This is a genomic window from Sorangium sp. So ce1153 (genome assembly GCF_051521595.1).
GTDB lineage: Bacteria > Myxococcota_A > Polyangia > Polyangiales > Polyangiaceae > Sorangium.
In genome coordinates this window covers 1,704,105-1,720,175 of record NZ_CP150361.1, presented here as the reverse complement: position 1 = coordinate 1,720,175, position 16,071 = coordinate 1,704,105, and the positions used below count along the sequence as shown (strand labels likewise).

Sequence of the window (16,071 nt, the reverse complement as noted above, 5' to 3'; positions counted from 1 at the left end):
GAGGCGGGCGACGCGGCGCGATCAGCGGTCGCGTAGGGCGAGCCGCGGTGTGCACCGGGAAGGCAGCTCTCACGAGCACCAGCCCTCTCCGCGCCGCGTCGTCAAGGTCGACTGGTGCTCGCTGCTTTGCTCATCTCCCCCGACAGCGCGCTGCCCTGCGTCTTTTGCCACCAGGATCCTCGTGCGTGCCACCTCGAGCGTGGTGGTGGCGTGACACGCAGCCATCAAGCCGAAGTGTCGGATCTTCACGAAGCGATGCGGCAGCACGTGCAGCAGGAAGCGACGCAGAAACTCCTCTGCGTCGAGCAGCGCAGCGAAGGCAGCGGGGTTTTCCAGCGCGGCGGCCCCGCCGGTCAGGTCGAGCTCTCCGGCGTCATAGGCCTGCCGAAGCGCGGCGAGCAACTTGCCGCGGAAGAGCTTGCCGGGGACCTGCACAGGGAAGAGATAGCCGCGTCGCCCCTCGACCCAGCGCGAGCGCGGAGTCTTCGTTCGCCTGCGGCTCACTTCGCCTCCGAAGGAGGGAGTTGGGCGGGCGCTCACCGGTCCCGGGGGACCGGATCGTCCTTCACCAGAACGCCGTGCAGCCTATCATGCCGCCACCGGTACAGCGTCCCGGCGCAGACGCCCACGTCAGACGGTCCGGACGGTGCCGCCGTCGATGATGAACTCGGCGCCGTGGATCGCGGCGGCGCGATCCGAGGCCAAGTAGGCAATGAGATCGGCAACCTCTTCGGGCTCGGCTGCACGCCCGATCGGGATACCGCCCAGAGCATCAAGGACTACTTGCCGCGCCTCCTCGACCGTGCCACCATTGGCGGCTTGCAGACGCTTCAGCATGTCGACGGACGACTCGGTCATGATCCAGCCGGGGGAGACGGCGTTGACCCGCACGCCCTTCGGCCCCAGCTCTTTGGAGATCGACTTGCTGTAGGTCCTGAGCGCGGCCTTTGCGGCGGCGTAGGCAGTGGTCGATTCGGGAAGCGGCAGGATGGATTGGATAGAGGTGATATGCACAATCGCGCCGGCACCCCGTTCCATCATCTGCGGAGCCAAGAGGCGATCAAGGCGGACCGTGGCCATGAGGTTCAGGCTCAGTTCGGCGAGCCAGTGATCGTCCGTCAGCGCGAGAAAGCCGCCGCCCGGCGAGGCCGAGCCACCGATCACGTGGGCGAGGATGTCGACGCCGCCCATACGCTCGAGCGCCGCCTTGGCCAGGGTCTCGCCGCCTTCGGCCGTCGTCAGATCCGCGCGGACGAACTCGACGCCGTCGATGGGCTCCAGGGTTCCGCGGGCTGCGGTGATCACCCGGGCGCCCCCGGCCAGGAAGCGGTCGACGGTGGCGCGGCCCAGACCCTTGCTGCCGCCGCTCACGAGCACACGTTTTCCAGCGAACTCCGCGGGATCAGCTTTGATGTTCATATCGTGATCTCCAGTGCTTTGATAGCGTCGTTTTCGAGCGTGAAGCGATAGGTGAAGCGGATCGGGCTGCCCTTGAAGTCGCCATGGGCAAGACCTTCGACCACGACCTGACCGTCCTCGTGGCGAACGGCATCCGGCGTGAAGATCGCCTTGACGGCGATCACCTCGTCTTCAAACAAGGTTCGCAGCTCGGCGTGGCCCTCGTGACGTTTTCCGTTGTCCGAGAGGACCGCATCGGCGGCAAAAGGCTTCAGCATGCCGTCCACATCGAGTTGTGCGTTTGCCTCGACATAGGCGGCTATGGGCTTGGGGAGTGCGGGCGTCATGAGTGTTCTCCTCTGCGTTGTTCGCTTCGGAGACACTAGTCTCGCCAAACAAAAAAGAGAACGCGCGGAATCGTGCATGCTATAGGTAGCCAGGCTAAACAATGCGTGACGACCTATCCGGGCTTCGGGCCCTCCTCTGCGTGGCCGAAAAGCGGAGCTTCCGTGCGGCGGCCGCCGAGCTGGGGGTGACGCCATCTGCCGTTAGTCAGATCGTTCGCGCCCTCGAAGAGCGCGTCGGTGTGCGCCTGCTTCAACGAACCACACGCAACGTCGGTTTGACCGAGGCCGGTGAGCACTTCATCGGGCAGCTCAGGCCTGCATTCGACGGCATCGACGCCGCGTTCGAGTCGCTCGTGGCCATGAACGGACGCCCATCGGGTCTGTTGCGCCTGACGATGCTCCGAACCGGCTACAACGACGTCATCAAGCCGAAGCTCGCGGCCTTTCTCTCCGCGTACCCCGACATCCGAATCGACATCTGTCTCCAGGAGGCGCTGTCGAACATCGTAGTCGAAGGCTTCGACGCGGGGATTCGCCTCGGCCACAGCCTCGATCGCGAGATGATCGCTGTTCGCGTTAGCCCGGACCAGCGCCTCGTGGTCGTCGGCTCACGGGACTACTTCGCGCGCCGAGGCAAGCCCACGCATCCGCGCGAGCTTCACGGGCACGAGTGCATTGGTCTGCGCATGTCGACGGGCGCAGTCGCCCGGTGGAAGTTCGTCGAGGGCGACAAGGAGTTCGAGCTGGTCGTCGACGGCCGCGTCGTGACCAACGATGGATCGGTATTGGTAGACGCCGCCGTCGAGGGCGTCGGACTCGCCTACGTCTTCGAAGACATGGTGAGCGGGCTCGTGTCCGAGAAGCGACTCGTGCGGGTGCTCGATGGGTATTGCCCGCACATCCCGGGCTATTTTCTCTACTACCCGAGCCGGCTGAACCTCGCCCCCAAGCTCGAGGTGCTGATCGACTTTCTAAAGATAGGTAGAAGGCGCGGCAAAAAGTACGCGTGACGGGGACCGTCGCGGCAAGGCGCGACCCGCATCGGCGCCACGCCCGATCCGGGACTCGCGAGACGGTATCCCCCTGAGGCATCCCCTCACGCTGAGGATCTTTCCTGGGATCGCCTCCGCCGGACGTTGCGCTTCACCCAGGCGACGATCTTCTTCGCCTCCTTCGGTGTGAAGCCCCACTTCGCGCGGGGTAGTGCTGTCATTTGAACATGAAGGCGGTAAGGCGGGAAGAAAATCTCAATGATCTTCCCGCCTTACCGCCTTCATGTGAACCCTCTCTGGGCAAATGACAGCACCACCTCGCGCGGGGCCCCTGGGAAAGCTTCCGACCAGCAGGGAGCTCTCTTCCGAGGCGCCTGCGGATCGTCTGCATGGAGCACGCGGCCCGGCACGCCAGCTCTTCGAGCCCGACGAGAACTGGCTTCGGGCCGAGCCGTACGCGCTGCCGGAACCGGACCCGTGGGTCCAAGGAACCAGGCTTGGGCCGAGCTGGAGGGCCGAGGCCCATGCGGTCGTGCCTTCCGCTGCTGTCCATGAAACCGGCGCCGCTGACGGAGGCGGCGCTCGAGCGCCGCAACCTTCAGACCGCGTTGAAGCGAGTGCACTGCAACGCGACGCTCAATCGATCAGCCTCGATTCCGCCTTGCTCGCGCTCCGAAGAGGACGGCTCCGATCGCCGCAAGGGAGAGCGCGACGTGCCAAGGCGGCGTTCCGGGGTTGGACCCGGGGACCGAGCAGCTGCAGCCAGAGTCGTCCGTCGGGGACGTATCTTGGTCGGTGCCGCTGCTCCCACTGCTCGAAACCTGCCCGCCAGTCGCTGGAGAACCGCCTGTCGTGACGGCATCACCTCCGGGCGCGCCGCCGCCGTTTCCACCTCCGTCCCCTGCGCTACCGCCGTCGCCCGAGGCCCCCCCCGCCCCGCCGCCGCCGGCCCCGCCGCCGCCGCCGGCCCCGCCGCCGCCGCCCGCCCCGCCGGCGCCCGTCGCGCCCACGTCGAGGAAAATGCGTTGGGCGAAGTTGTAGAAGCTGCGGTTCCAGACGGTCTTGGTATGGCCTTCATTCGGCTCGATCTGGTAAATATGATCGATGTCGTTCTCGTCCAGGAATTTGTGATAATTTTCGCTATTGCCGATCAGGCCGTCTGTGCTGCCGCAAGAGATGAAGATCAGCTTCACGTTGTTCTTGACCGCAGCCACATCCGTGATGTTCCGGCTTGGCATCTGGGTATTGGGCGCAGCCGAATACGGTCCGATGTAATGAAAAACATCGGTGTTGGGGAACCCGAAGTTGAAGGTCTGCCCCCCGCCCATTGAAAGGCCGGAGATGGCGCGCAAGTCCGCATCGGTGGCAGCGGAGTAAGTCGTCTCGACCCAGGGGATCAGGTCGTGGAGCAGGACGTCCCCGAAATTCGCGAAGCGCGCGAAATCGTCCGCTCCGTCCATCTTGCCGCTGGGCATCACAACGATCATGGGTTTGGCCATCCCCTTCGAGTACAGATGATCCATGATGTTGTCAGCATTGCCTTCGTCGCTCCCCCGGCCGATCCAGGAAACCTCATTGCCGCCGATCCCATGATGCAGATAAACGACAGGATATTTCTGGTCCGTCGAATACCCCGGCGGCATGTAGACCGTCACCTTCCGCATTCCGTAGTTTCGGGTCGGATAGCTGACGGAGACGTCCAACTTCCCATGGGGAATGCTGGGGTCCCTGGCATCGAAACCCGCAGGCGGAACGGGGAGATTGGCGGGGTCGCTGGCATATACCGCGGCGGGGACGACAGAGATGACCGAGAGCGAAACGATAGCAGGCCAGTTCTTCAAGGGCATGAGGACCTCCAATGTGTACAAGAGCTAAATTCGAATTCGGCGCCCTTCGCGCCGGGGGTACCAGAGGGTCAGGACGTAGATCACGCCCGGAAAGAACCCGGCCTCCGTCACGCCCAGCGGGAAGCGCAGGATGAAGAACATGGCCGGGCTCTGGGTGAACCCCAGCGCGATGGTGACGAGCCCCCAGGTGCTCATGATCCGCGTGAACCAGAGCCGGGCGCCGACGCGGACGAGGAACAGGTTGGCCGGCGCCTCGAACAGGAAGTAGCCGAGGAAGAACAGCGAGGCGCCGAGGCCGTACGCGGCTTCGGTGAGGCCCAGGGCGCCTACCATCTCCAGCTTGGCGTAGGAGACGTTCTGCCGGTCGATGTACGCGATCAGGTACATCAGGCAGAAGAGCGGCATCAGGTTGCGGGTGATCCGCTTCAAGGTCTCGGGACCGATGTCCGGGGCCTCGCCCCCCTGCGTGCCGCATGCTACCCTCCAATTTTCTCGATAGGCTAGGAACTACAAACTCGATTCGAAAGTCAAGCTTCTCGGTCCTGGAGGATAGCCCGCGCAAAGCCATTCCGGCCTGCCAGGAATTTACCGCCAACAAACGGGTGTTTGCGGGACTGCGCCTGAGCAGCACACCCTAACGGGCAGCAAAGTGACGCTACGGGCGCCTGGGGTCGATCAGGTACTCGCGCTCGCGGTACTCGAAGTAGTCGAAATCGGCCGGGCGCGCGGTCCCCGACATGTCCTGGCACGCCATGCCGACGAACGCGCCGGTGAAGTTGGGAAGGCCGGGCGCGGAGGCCTCGTCCGAGAGGATGCTGGCGTCCAGGTGCTCCGGGAACCAGCTCCAGTCCGCACCGTCGAGGCTGTAGCCGAAGTAGAGCCGGTCGTGGTCGAGCTCGGCGCGCAGGTGCACGGGCGCGGTGCCCGGGATGGGGACGGGCGCGGTGAAGGCGTCCGCCATGACCCCATCCGGGATCGCCGACATGATCCGGATATAACGCCCGACCGCCTCGTCGTGCGAGATGTGCAGGTAATGGAACTTGCTCGTGTTGTAATAGCAGATGAGCCCGGCCATCTGCTGATAACGCTCGGGCGCGAAGTCGACCGACGTGACAGCGGTGTAGCAGTGCGCCTGCTGGCGACGTGCGACGAGCGACTGGCGGAACAGGCTGCCGAGCGTCTCGCGGCCGTAGAGCCGGAGATGACCGGGACGTGCGGTGAGGCTGAACAGCTCGTCGGGGTAGGGCGAGCGCAGCCACTGGAAGTCGATCGGCAGCTGCGGTGAATCGAAGTCCTCGCACGCGGCCCGGGCGGGAAAGGGATGCGCGGGCAGGCCGGGGGCTGGGACCTCGACGCGCGGGATACCTTCACCATCGGCCGTGCGAAGCCAGCCGTCGTCCGACCAGACCATCCTCTGGATCGCGGTCTCGCGGCCGAGCGTCGAGCGCCCGCGGTTCGGGATGGGGCGGCTGCACAGGTGGACCATGTACACGTCGCCGGACGGCGTATCGCAAAGATCAGCGTGGCCCGCGCGCTGCAGCGCGACGTCGGCGCGAGCGCGCGAGGTCAGGATGTACGTGTCGGGGTGCAGCTCGTACGGGCCGGTGAGGTCACGGGAGCGCGCCATGGTGACGGCGTGGCCCTGGTACGTGCCGCCCTCGGCGGTGATCAGATAGTAGTAGCCGCCGCGCTTGTAGATGTGCGGAGCTTCGGTGTAGCCGATCGGCGTGCCTTTGAAGATGTTCGTGACAGGCCCGATGAGCTTGCGCTCGGCGTGCGAGTACTCCTGGAGCACGATGCCGGCGAAGCGATTGCGGCCGGGCCGGTGGTCCCACAGCATGTTGCTCAGGTACTTGCGGCCGTCTTCGTCGTGGAACAGCGAGGGGTCGAAGCCGCTCGAGTTGAGATACACGGGATCCGACCACTCGCCGTCGGCGGTGGGGCTGGTCACCAGGTAGTTGTGGAAGTCGCGCATGGACGCGCCGGACGCGCCCCCGACGGTGGTCCGGCCGTAGCGCTTCACGTCGGTGTAGATCAACCAGAACAGGCCGTCCGCATACGTCAGGCACGGCGCCCAGACGCCGCACGAATCGCCGTCGCCAAGCAGGTTCAGCTGGCTCGGGCGGTTGAGCGGGCGCGAGAGCAGGCGCCAGTGCACGAGGTCGCGCGAGTGGTGGATCTGCACGCCGGGGTACCACTCGAAGGTCGAGGTCGCGACGTAGTAGTCGTCGCCGACGCGGACGATGGACGGATCGGGGTTGAAGCCCGGTAGGATCGGATTACGGATGACGGGTTCAGGCATGATGGATGGCTCGCCGGCGATGGTCCAGAAAACGATCGCGCCGAGGATATCGAGGAACGGGGGGAAGGAAAAGTGAAACGATCCGAGGATATCCAGGGCGAATCGCCGCGCTCACAGGGAGAGAGCTGGTAGATGCGGGGCTGAGGCGGCCTGAAGCGGCGCCTCCCGCGGTCAGAAGCCCCACACGAGCGGGACGATGATGACGGTGGTCGCGAGCACCAGGAGCTGCAGCGGCAGCCCCACGCGCGTGAAATCGTTGAAGCGATAGCCGCCTGGCGCGATCACGAGGACGTTCACCGGAGAGGCGATCGGCGTGGCGAACGCCGCGGAAGACGCGAACGCGACGCCGATGAGGAATGGCTCTGGCGCGAGGCCCAGCGCGCCGGCCAGACGAACCGCGAGGGGGGCCATGAGCAGGGCCGTCCTCGTGTTGGAGAGGACCATCCCGAGGGCCGAGGTGAAGAGGACGAGCAAGCCGAGGACCACCGTGGGCCGCGCCCCGGTCAGGAGCGCCTCGACAGCGGACACGGCGGCCCCCATCGCCCCGGTGCGCTCCTGCGCCGTGGAGACAGGGATCATCCCAGCGATGAGCACGACGCTCTCCCAGTTCACGGCGCGGTAGGCGTCCGCCGGGCGCACGCACCGCGCGAGCACCAGGAAGACCGCGGCGAGCAGCACGGCGACCACGTTGGGCAGCCATCAGAACGCCATGACGACGAGCATACCCAGGGTGACCCCCACGGCGGCAAGGGCGCGCCGGCGATCGACGAACACCGCGCTCGGCGCGTCGGGCTCGGCGACGAGCACGAGATCCGGCCAGTCGGCGACGCCGGTGTCCGTCAGCGCGGCCCCCACGATGAACAGGCCCGCTATCATGAGCACGGCCGGGTTGCTGAACCCGGCGAGCGCGTCCGGGACCGTGGTGACGCCGGAGAGGGTGAGCGCGAGCAAGGACATCATCGCCACGACGTCGAGCCGCAGGCGATCGCTCACGAACAGGACGATCGTGACTCCGAGGATGGCCAGCGTGAGGACAGCTTCCGGCATCATGCGACGGCGCAGCCTATCCGAAGGGGCCGCGTATCCAACCCCCTATCGTCTCACCATCGCTCACGCCGTCTTGCCCTCGGCGGGTCGCGCCGACGCGCGCGTCCAGGCGCCGCCGGAGCGTGCTTCGCCGCCGCGCCGCTCGGGGCAGCTCCAGCACGAACGTGGAGGGGCGCGCGACCAGCACGTCGCACGGCGCCGAGCGCATGACGGATTCGGCCACGCTGCCCAGGAGAGCGCGCGAGATCCCCGAGCGCCCGTGCGTGCCCATGATGATGAGATCGGCCTTCCACCGCGCGGCTTCGCGGACGATCGCGCGCCTCGCGTCGCCGCGCCGGACCGACGACTCCCACGTTACGCCGAGCCCGTCGAACGAGTCGAGGAGGCGCCGGAGGCCGGCCCGCGCGTCATCATGGTATCGCGCCTTGTAGGCCGCGAACTCCATCGGCGGGAGGGCGAGCGCCATCCTGTCCTCGAAGGGCTGGCTCGCGGCTTTTATTCCTCCGCCGGCGCTCTCAGCGAGGTCGCTCGCGCATGCCGAGCCCACGGTGCGAGTTGAGCCGACCCTGATCTCGGTCTTGCACTGGGGGCGGCTGCTCGAAGGGGAGTTGTTCGCAACGTCGCGCTACGTCGAGTGGGCCGTGCTCATGAAGCGTTCGTTCGGCTTCGATGCGCTCCGCTGCCCGAGATGCGAACGGAGGATGCGCGTGCTTTCCACGATCACCGACTCAGCGGTGGTGCGCCGCATCCTCGATCATCTGAACTTGCCCTCGCAGCCCCGAACGGCAGCACCCGCGCGCGATCCAACGTGGGAACCGATGGCGTTCGGGTTCGACGCGGCGTAGGTGGACACGCGGCCCGAGCCCGTCATGGCGAACGCACGTCGCGGTCGTCGAGCCAGAGCTGCACCCAGTGCACGGCGCGCGGGCCCTGCGACGGGGCAGGTCGGGTGTTTGATGCGCGATAGACGGCTCGCCCGGCGCCGTTCCAGCGGTGCTTGACACGGGCGAGATCTCTATGGTTTCCTATCCGCCCGAACATGAGAGCTCCGATGCCTACCCCCCGCACGGTCCGAATGCTGGCACCGTTGGTCGTCGCAGCTTTCGCTTGTCAGGAGGTGGAGCAACCGCTCGGAGACGCACCTTTGACCGGCGAGGGTGGCGCCGCGACAGAAGACGGCGGCGCGGCGGGCAGTACGGGCGGGACGGTGGGTGGTGCTGAAGACGGCGGGTCGTCCGGCGAGCTCGGCGATGGCGGCGAGCCTCCTAACCCCGACGTTCGATTCGTGGTTGTCGGTCCGATCGATCCGGCGAGCACCACGCCGCGTGCAGGAGTTGACTATTCTACGGATTGGATCGGCGCGGACATCAACGGGTCGGTCTTGGCTGGATTCTCGGCGTCGGCCGATACTGACAGCGACTTCACCACCGGAGTGCGGTTCCTTTGGACCCCCGAAGCAGGGACAACCCGGCTGCCCTACTACGCTCCTGCGGTCGGAATGTATGCCCCGTCGCGCTTGAGCGGCGATGGCAAGAGCCTCTTCGGCGAAGTGATGAACATCAAGGCGATCCCGAACGGGATCCAGTTCGGCCCAGTCTCGTTCTACCGCTGGACCGAGGAGACCGGCGACGTTCCGTTCGGGCCTTCCGAGCCGATGTGGAACGGCCAAATCGCTTTCGTGAGCGCCGACGGGAGTGCCGCGCTCGGAAGCGTCGAGCTCCAAGCTGACGTAGAGGCGGGCGACGGCCACTCGAGGTGGTTCCGATGGAAGGAGAGCCGCGGATTCGAGCTGCTCACCACGCTCGGCTGGCCTGCTCGCGCCGGCTGCTCGGCTGTGAGCGAGGACTTCGCCACGATGGCGGGGTATGGGGACGACGGAAAAGGTTTCCTGTGGTTAGCCCCGGACCGCGTCCTGCCCCTGACCGGCATCCCTGAGTTTCCCTACTGTTGGGCGAGCAGCATCTCCCACGACGGGAGCATCGCGTTCGGGGAATGTCATGACGAGAGCTCCGAGGGAGTGAGGGCATTTCGCTGGACCGAGGAGACGGGCATGGTGTCCCTCGACGTACCGAGCGTCGTCTACGCGACGGGCGACGGACGCCTGGCCTTCGGCACCGACGGCGAAGCGCTATACCGCTGGAGCGCGACGGCGGGCAGCACACGCCTGGAGCCCCCCGTCGATTGGGTGATGGGGCGTGCCTACTGGCTGAAAGTCGTGCTGGGTAGCCTCAGCGACGACGGGAGCACGATCTACGGCCAGCTGTCCGTTACCGCGGGAGCAGCTCTGGAACCCGAGCAGAGTTCGTTTCGTTGGAGCGAGGCGGATGGCTTCGTTCGGCTCGATGCGCTGCCCGGACACGACGAGAGCTGGATTCAAGGGCAGAGCTCCGACGGTTCAGTTCAGGTAGGTTCGAGCAGACTCGGACGGTCCGCTAACGACGCCGTGCTGTGGGATTGCGGCGGAGTGCGGGACATCGGTCGAGAGCTTCGCGAAGGCGGAGCCGAACTTTCGGGTGTGCACCTCAGCTGGGCGTCCCAGGTGTGGACCGGCTCCACGCTGATGATCGCAGGTAGCGGTGAGGCAGGGGGAAATCGCGTCGCATGGATCGCGTGGCTTCCCGCGCGTTGCTAGGGCAGCCGGTCCGCGAAAGTGCGGACCGGCTCATCGTGGCTAGTGTGCAGTCGTGATGACGCATCGGCGGAGCCGGCCGCCGATGTGTTCGTGCTCACGCTGCAGTCAGCCCCTGCACCGCATTGACACGAGCTGCAGCGGCACGTCTCTCCGCAGCGGCATTCGCCAGCCGAACCCGCCTTCGCGTCGCAACTGCAGCCGAGCCCTCCGCGCTCGATGCGTGTACCCAGCTCGCACTCGCAGGTGGAGCGTATCTTGCGCGGCCTTTCGAGCACAAGGACAGTCCCGACGCGGCTTTCGAGCGCCGAGAGCGACGCTTCTCCGCGGCGTGCGACGGGTTCGACGTGCATTGCGCGGTGCGCATCGCAGCGGATGACGATTGTTCCTTGGCTCGGTCACCATGGCGACGAGCTTCATCCGCCCCTTGCAAGTTGGGCACTCGAGGACGTCGATCGCAAATGTGCGGCGCAAGAGCTCGGCAATCGCTGCTGTTTCCGGCGACCGCTCGTTATCGGCCGGCTTTCCTGGCTGGATCTCTGACGCGCGACGCTAGCCGCGCTGCGGCCGGTCCACGGCGAACGCGCCGTCGCCGAGCAGGGCCTGCGCGCCGAGCGCGACCATGAGGAAGGCGACGTACTCCCAGCCGCCCCCCTGGCCGGAGAACATCCAGCCGTTCGGGAGGTGCACGATCAGCGCGCCCGCCATCACCGGCAGGAGCGCCAGCGCGACGAGGCGCGTCCGGAGCACGGCGGAGGGTCAGGGGCCGCCGGAGAAGTGCACGTAGAGCACCGGCACGAGGACGCCGATGGCCAGCCACACGCCGCCCCGGCCGAGCAGGCCGCGGCGCCCCGGCAGCATGAAGACGCCGGTCAGGGCCAGCACCAGGAGCCCGGCCGCGTAGGTGTCGGCCACGTAGGTCCACGCCTTCTTGCCGCGATTGAGGTGTAGCCAGTTCGCCACGCGCAGGAGGAACCGCGGCTCCTGCCCCTCGTCGAGCACGCGGCCCGTGGCGGGGTTGACGTGCAGGGTGCGCTTGTCGAACACGACGTCGAGCTGCTCCTCCGAGGCGCGATAGACCTCTTGCGGCTCGCCCGAGATCTCCAGCCGCTTCATCACCACGGCCGCCACCGCCTGGTCGTCGCCGACGATCGGGCCCCCGAGTTCGTGGGTGCGCTCGTAGCTCTGGAAGCTTGGATCCCAGTCCTCGATGTGGTTCACGGCCAGGCCGCTCAGCGCGTAGATGAACGTGAGCCCCACGGCGAAGTTGCCGAGGTCCGCATGCACCACCCGGATCAGCTGGCGGGCGGAGAAGCGCCGCTTCCCCTTCCCCGCCTTGCCAGCGCCGGGCGCCCTCGGCGCGAGCGGCGCCGGCTCCACCTCGCCCGGCGCGCCCTCAGCCATACCGTTCCTCCTTCCAGGGGTCGGCGTGGTTGTGGTAGCCGCGCGTCTCCCAGTAGCCCGGCTGATCCCTGGTGACGAACCGGATGCCGGTCAGCCACTTGGCGCTCTTCCAGAAGTACAGATCCGGCACCAGCGAGCGCGCCGGCGGGCCGTGAGGCCGGGTGAGCGGCTTGCCGTCGTGCTGGTGCGCGACCAGCACGTTCGGCGCGAGCGCCTCGGCGAGGCGCAGGTTGGCGGTGTAGCCCTGCGCCGCCTCGAAGATGACGTAGCGCGCCGTGTCCCGCACCTTGGCCAGCTTGGCGAGGTGCGCCACCTGCACCCCGCGCCAGCGGCCGTCGAGCAGGCTCCAGCCGGTCACGCAGTGCACGTCGCACACCTGGTCGGTCTGCGGCAGCGCCAGCAGCGCGGCGAAATCCAGGGCGAGCGGGTTGTCCACCTCGCCGTGCACGCGCAGGCGGAAGGCGGCCGGGCTCGGGTCGCCGGGGTTGCCGCCCATGGGCTTGAGCGCGTCGATGATGCGCTGCCCAGGCGGCAAGCGCGGGCGCCCGTCGGCGCGGACCGCCCGGGCCCGCGGGTCGTCCGCGGCGGCCATCACGTAGGTGCCGCCGCCGAGCGCCGTGATCACGGTGCCGGCGAGGGCGGTCTTGAGGAAACGCCTGCGCTCGATGGAGCGCGCCAGCTCCGGGTACGGGTCCAGCTTGGAGGAGCTCATCACCCCAGTCTACGCGCGGGAAGCCGGGCGGTTTCGGTTCGGAGCCACCGACAGCCGGCCGGCGGCGAACGCGCCGTCGCCGAGCAGGGCCTGCGCGCCGAGCGCGATCATCAGGAAGGCGACGTACTCCCAGCCGCCCCCCTGGCCGGAGAACATCCAGCCGTTCGGGAGGTGCACGATCAGCGCGCCGGCCATCACCGGCAGGAGCGCCAGCGCGACGAGGCGCGTCCGGAGCCCGGCCAGCAGCGCCGCGCCGCCGAGCAGCTCGGCGAGGAACACCGGGTACGCCGTCCAGCCGGGGAAGCCGCTCGCCGCGAAGAACGCCGCCGTGCCCGGCAGGGTGAACACGAGCAGCTTGGCGAGCGCGTGCGCCAGGAACACGGCGCCCAATCCGAGGCGCAGCACGAGCGCGGCCAGCTCGGCCGAGCGGGGAACGGAGAGGATCGCGTCGAGACGGGTCATGGGTGATGCCTCCATGCCCCGAGGAGTAAGCCCCGGCGCCGCGCCACGGTAGAGCGCGCTCGGAAACGAATTGTTCGCAGGGGAGAACGATCTGCCGCCAGAACATCGATCACGTTAAAACCCGGAGAAATTTCACAGGGAGGCGGGGAGGCGGGGAGGAAGAAAAAATGAAGTTCTTTTCTCTTTCCGTCTCTCCCTCCCCGCCTCCCCGCCTCCCTGTGAAATTTCTGCTTTTTCTCGTGGTTTCAACCCGTTTATCGCTCTAGCCCCACGAGGTCCCGCGGAAGGCCGCGGCCAGGTGGTCGATGAGCCGCCGCACCCGCGCGGGCGGGCGCCGGCCGGCCGCGTGCACCGCGTAGATGCCCATGGGCCGCGGGGCGAACGCCTCGAGCAGCACGACGAGGCGCCCGGCCCGGAGATCCTCGTCGACCATGAAGCGCGGCAGCACCGCGAGGCCGATCCCGGCGACGGCCGCCTCGCGGAGCGCCGTCCCGTTGCTGGCGGTGAGCGGGCCGGAGACGGGGACCGAGATGCGCCCGGCGGCGCCGTAGAAGCGCCACTCGTCCTCGACGCGCAGGTGGGTGTAGCGCAGGCAGTCGTGGCGCAGCAGGTCGCCCGGCTGCTCGGGCCGCCCGCGCCGCTCGAGGTAGCCCGGGGCGCCGACGACGTGCAGCGCCGTCGTGGCGAGCTGGCGCGCGACGAGGCTCGAGTCCTTGAGCTTCGTGATCCGGAGGGCGAGGTCCACGCGCTCCTCCACGAGGTCGACCAGCCGGTCGTTCAGCACGAGCTCGACGTGCGCGCCCGGGGTCGCCCGGAGGAACCGCGAGAGCGGCTGCGCGAGGTACATCTGCGCGAAGCTGACCGGCGCGTTGAGCCGGATGCGGCCCCGGTCGGCGTCGGAAGCGCCCCGCACCGCGGCCGCGGCCTCCTCGAGCACCCGCGCGCAGCGCGCGTAGAGGTTCATGCCGGCGTCCGTGACGGTGAGCTTGCGCGTGGTGCGCACGAGCAGCCGCTCGCCGAGGCGCTCCTCCAGGCGCGCGACCCGGGTGCTCACCATCGACTTCGACACCCCGAGCTCGGCCGCGGCCGCGGTGAACGATCGGCGCTCGACCACGCGCGCGAAGCACAGCATGCCGGGCAGATCGTCGAAGAGCGGGTCGATCACGCGCCCACTGTGCGCGGGGCGGCAGATTGTTCGCAAGCGAGAACAGCACGAGCGCAGGGAGGACAGGAGTCCGGGGGGCGGGCGCGGGAGCCGCGTCGACGGCTGCCTGACCGCGACAGGCGCTGACATGGCCGTACCCCTCGGCGATCTCCCGGATCGCCGGGGGGTGATCTGCCGGATCGCCGGGGCGCGCGCGGTCGACCCGCTCCCCGCCCTGATTCGACGTCGATCCTCGCCGCGAGTGGAATCGTTCACCCTCACGGACGGGCACGGACGCTGCAAGTCGCGGTGACACGAGCGGCGACACGAGCGGCGCCCCGGATCGCCGTGAACACCAGAGGAGGAAGCATGGATCGGAGAGACGGTTGCACAGCGCTGCTGACCTTGGCCTGCCTCGGCGCTGTCGCGGGGTGCACCATGGCGGCTGACGAGCCGGAAGCCGCGGAGGACACGGGGAGCCAGGAGTACGCCGAGGTGTCCTACAGCCCCGGCGCGGGGTGGAACCTCGTGTGGTCGGACGAGTTCAACGGCGCGAGCCTGAACACAGCGAACTGGAACGTGCTCACGAGCAACCACGATCCGGTCACCAACAACTGCAACTTCGGCACCGGAGAGCTCGAGTACCCGCGCGCGTCGAACGTGGCAGTCCGCGACGGCAAGCTGGTCATCTCCGCGCAGCGCACGGGCGACAACCCGGCCGCGCCCCAGTGTACCGGGTACGGCGGGCGCTCCTTCTATTCCGGTCGCATCCACACGAAGGGCAAGGTCGAGCGGCGGTACGGCAAGATCTCGGCGAGCATCAAGGTGCCCTCCGGCTACGGGATGTGGCCGGCCTTCTGGACCCTGGGCGCCAACATCGACTCCGGCGCCAACGCGTGGCCTCGCTCGGGCGAGATCGACATCCTCGAATGGCGATCCACCGAGCCCACCTGGATGCAGTCCGCGGCCCACTGGTGGAACGGCGGACAGGCGGACTGGGGGACCGGGGCGAACCGCGGCTCGAGCCTCGCCGACTCCTTCCACGTCTACGAGGTCGAGTGGTCGTCAAGCAGCATGATCTTCAGGCTCGACGGCAACGTCGTGGCGAACAACACATACTACCACAACGAGACGGAGTTCCAGCAGAACCACTACATCCTCCTGAACCTCGCCATCGGAGGCAACTGGTACGGCAACCCGAGCCCCGCGAGCATCGATCTGCCGTCGGGCACCACGAAGACCATGGAGGTCGAGTGGGTGCGCTGGTACCAGCAGGGCGGCGGGGGCACGAGCGGCGCCTCGCTCGACAATCCGAGCTTCGAGTCCGGGCTGACCGGCTGGACCAACTGGAGCCCGAACGGCACGGGGGCAGCGGGCTTCAGCGAGACATACAACGGCGCGCAATCCGGCGCCTACCACCTCACCCACTGGACCAACGGAGCTCCGTTCGAGGTGTGGACGTACCAGGCGCGCTCGGGGCTCGCGACGGGCGACTACAAGGTCCGAGCGTGGGTGAAGAAGGCCGGCAGCTACGATTTCAGCCGGCTCCAGGCCAAGACGTGCGGCTCGTGCGCGCCCACCTACACGACCATCGGGACCCATGGGAGCTGGACGCAGATCGAGACGCCGGCCATCCGTGTCACGGGCGGCTATCTGGAGCTCGGCTTCCACACGAAGGCCACCTCCGGCAACCCGGCCAACTTCATCCACATGGACAGCGTCGAGCTCATCCGCCTCTGACCGCCCAGCGCTGACCCGCGGCGAGGCGTGACGCCGCGAGGCGTGAC

Annotated in this window: 16 protein-coding genes and 3 pseudogenes; 4 read left to right on the top strand and 15 right to left on the bottom strand. The window is 67.7% G+C overall.

All coding sequences use genetic code 11. From position 1 onward, the window contains the following. Window positions 1–221 precede the first annotated feature (221 nt). The 4 genes and pseudogenes from WME85_RS06140 to WME85_RS06125 form a co-directional block, all read right to left on the bottom strand. Window positions 222–306 (bottom strand): annotated as a pseudogene (locus WME85_RS06140) (transposase); the annotation flags it as partial. A 12-nt stretch (window positions 307–318) separates the two neighbouring features. After that, a pseudogene (locus WME85_RS06135) lies at window positions 319–504 on the bottom strand (transposase); the annotation flags it as partial. 126 nt (window positions 505–630) lie between these two features. Then, on the bottom strand, window positions 631–1,419 hold the full coding sequence (locus tag WME85_RS06130) for an SDR family oxidoreductase (protein WP_437308165.1): 789 nt from the start codon (window positions 1,417–1,419) through the stop codon (window positions 631–633). Continuing rightward, the gene (locus tag WME85_RS06125; RefSeq protein WP_437308164.1) at window positions 1,416–1,745 is read right to left on the bottom strand and encodes a nuclear transport factor 2 family protein; all 330 of its coding nucleotides are present in this window, start codon (window positions 1,743–1,745) and stop codon (window positions 1,416–1,418) included. Before WME85_RS06125 ends, WME85_RS06130 begins: the two co-directional genes overlap by 4 nt. 101 nt (window positions 1,746–1,846) lie before the next feature. Here WME85_RS06125 and WME85_RS06120 point away from each other — a divergent pair, with 101 nt between their 5' ends. Then, window positions 1,847–2,755 carry a LysR family transcriptional regulator gene (locus WME85_RS06120; RefSeq protein ID WP_437836032.1) on the top strand — a complete coding sequence of 303 codons (909 nt, stop codon included), beginning with the start codon at window positions 1,847–1,849 and terminating at the stop codon, window positions 2,753–2,755. Window positions 2,756–3,381: 626 nt separating this feature from the next. Here the strand turns inward: WME85_RS06120 and WME85_RS06115 are convergent. The 6 genes and pseudogenes from WME85_RS06115 to WME85_RS06090 form a co-directional block, all read right to left on the bottom strand. Further along, complete coding sequence (locus tag WME85_RS06115) at window positions 3,382–4,584, bottom strand: alpha/beta hydrolase (protein ID WP_437836030.1); 1,203 nt, start codon at window positions 4,582–4,584, stop codon at window positions 3,382–3,384. 33 nt (window positions 4,585–4,617) lie between these two features. Further along, a pseudogene (locus WME85_RS06110) lies at window positions 4,618–4,989 on the bottom strand (MFS transporter); the annotation flags it as partial. A 250-nt stretch (window positions 4,990–5,239) separates the two neighbouring features. Further along, a complete protein-coding gene (locus WME85_RS06105) occupies window positions 5,240–6,886 on the bottom strand; it encodes a glycoside hydrolase family 43 protein (protein ID WP_437836028.1) in 1,647 nt (548 codons plus the stop codon). A gap of 171 nt (window positions 6,887–7,057) precedes the next feature. Then, entirely contained in the window at window positions 7,058–7,573 is a 516-nt protein-coding gene (locus WME85_RS06100) for an SLC13 family permease (RefSeq protein WP_437836026.1), read from the bottom strand. A gap of 12 nt (window positions 7,574–7,585) precedes the next feature. Next, the gene (locus tag WME85_RS06095; RefSeq protein ID WP_437836024.1) at window positions 7,586–7,936 is read right to left on the bottom strand and encodes an SLC13 family permease; all 351 of its coding nucleotides are present in this window, start codon (window positions 7,934–7,936) and stop codon (window positions 7,586–7,588) included. Window positions 7,937–7,949: 13 nt separating this feature from the next. Beyond that, window positions 7,950–8,399 (bottom strand): universal stress protein, encoded by a 450-nt coding sequence (locus WME85_RS06090; RefSeq protein ID WP_437836022.1) that lies wholly within the window; start codon window positions 8,397–8,399, stop codon window positions 7,950–7,952. A gap of 82 nt (window positions 8,400–8,481) precedes the next feature. On the opposite strand from WME85_RS06090, the gene WME85_RS06085 reads away from it, so the two are divergent. Then, window positions 8,482–8,778: a hypothetical protein gene (locus WME85_RS06085; RefSeq protein ID WP_437836020.1), complete on the top strand. Its 297-nt coding sequence runs from the start codon at window positions 8,482–8,484 to the stop codon at window positions 8,776–8,778. A gap of 242 nt (window positions 8,779–9,020) precedes the next feature. Beyond that, window positions 9,021–10,565, top strand: coding sequence for a hypothetical protein (locus tag WME85_RS06080; RefSeq protein WP_437836018.1), 1,545 nt, complete (start codon window positions 9,021–9,023; stop codon window positions 10,563–10,565). A gap of 549 nt (window positions 10,566–11,114) precedes the next feature. On the opposite strand, the gene WME85_RS06075 is transcribed toward WME85_RS06080, so the two are convergent. The 5 genes from WME85_RS06075 to WME85_RS06055 form a co-directional block, all read right to left on the bottom strand. Beyond that, window positions 11,115–11,312, bottom strand: a complete 198-nt coding sequence (locus WME85_RS06075; RefSeq protein ID WP_437836016.1) for a DoxX family protein — start codon at window positions 11,310–11,312, stop codon at window positions 11,115–11,117. A 9-nt stretch (window positions 11,313–11,321) separates the two neighbouring features. Continuing rightward, the gene (locus tag WME85_RS06070; RefSeq protein WP_437308137.1) at window positions 11,322–11,966 is read right to left on the bottom strand and encodes a PepSY-associated TM helix domain-containing protein; all 645 of its coding nucleotides are present in this window, start codon (window positions 11,964–11,966) and stop codon (window positions 11,322–11,324) included. After that, the gene (locus tag WME85_RS06065) at window positions 11,959–12,678 is read right to left on the bottom strand and encodes a molybdopterin-dependent oxidoreductase (protein ID WP_437836014.1); all 720 of its coding nucleotides are present in this window, start codon (window positions 12,676–12,678) and stop codon (window positions 11,959–11,961) included. The genes WME85_RS06070 and WME85_RS06065 overlap by 8 nt, the downstream gene beginning before the upstream one ends. 9 nt (window positions 12,679–12,687) lie before the next feature. Next, window positions 12,688–13,140, bottom strand: a complete 453-nt coding sequence (locus WME85_RS06060) for a DoxX family protein (RefSeq protein WP_437836012.1) — start codon at window positions 13,138–13,140, stop codon at window positions 12,688–12,690. Window positions 13,141–13,402: 262 nt separating this feature from the next. Beyond that, window positions 13,403–14,305, bottom strand: coding sequence for a LysR family transcriptional regulator (locus WME85_RS06055; protein WP_437836009.1), 903 nt, complete (start codon window positions 14,303–14,305; stop codon window positions 13,403–13,405). A gap of 348 nt (window positions 14,306–14,653) precedes the next feature. Here WME85_RS06055 and WME85_RS06050 point away from each other — a divergent pair, with 348 nt between their 5' ends. Next, window positions 14,654–16,024 (top strand): glycoside hydrolase family 16 protein, encoded by a 1,371-nt coding sequence (locus WME85_RS06050; protein WP_437836007.1) that lies wholly within the window; start codon window positions 14,654–14,656, stop codon window positions 16,022–16,024. Window positions 16,025–16,071: the final 47 nt, after the last annotated feature.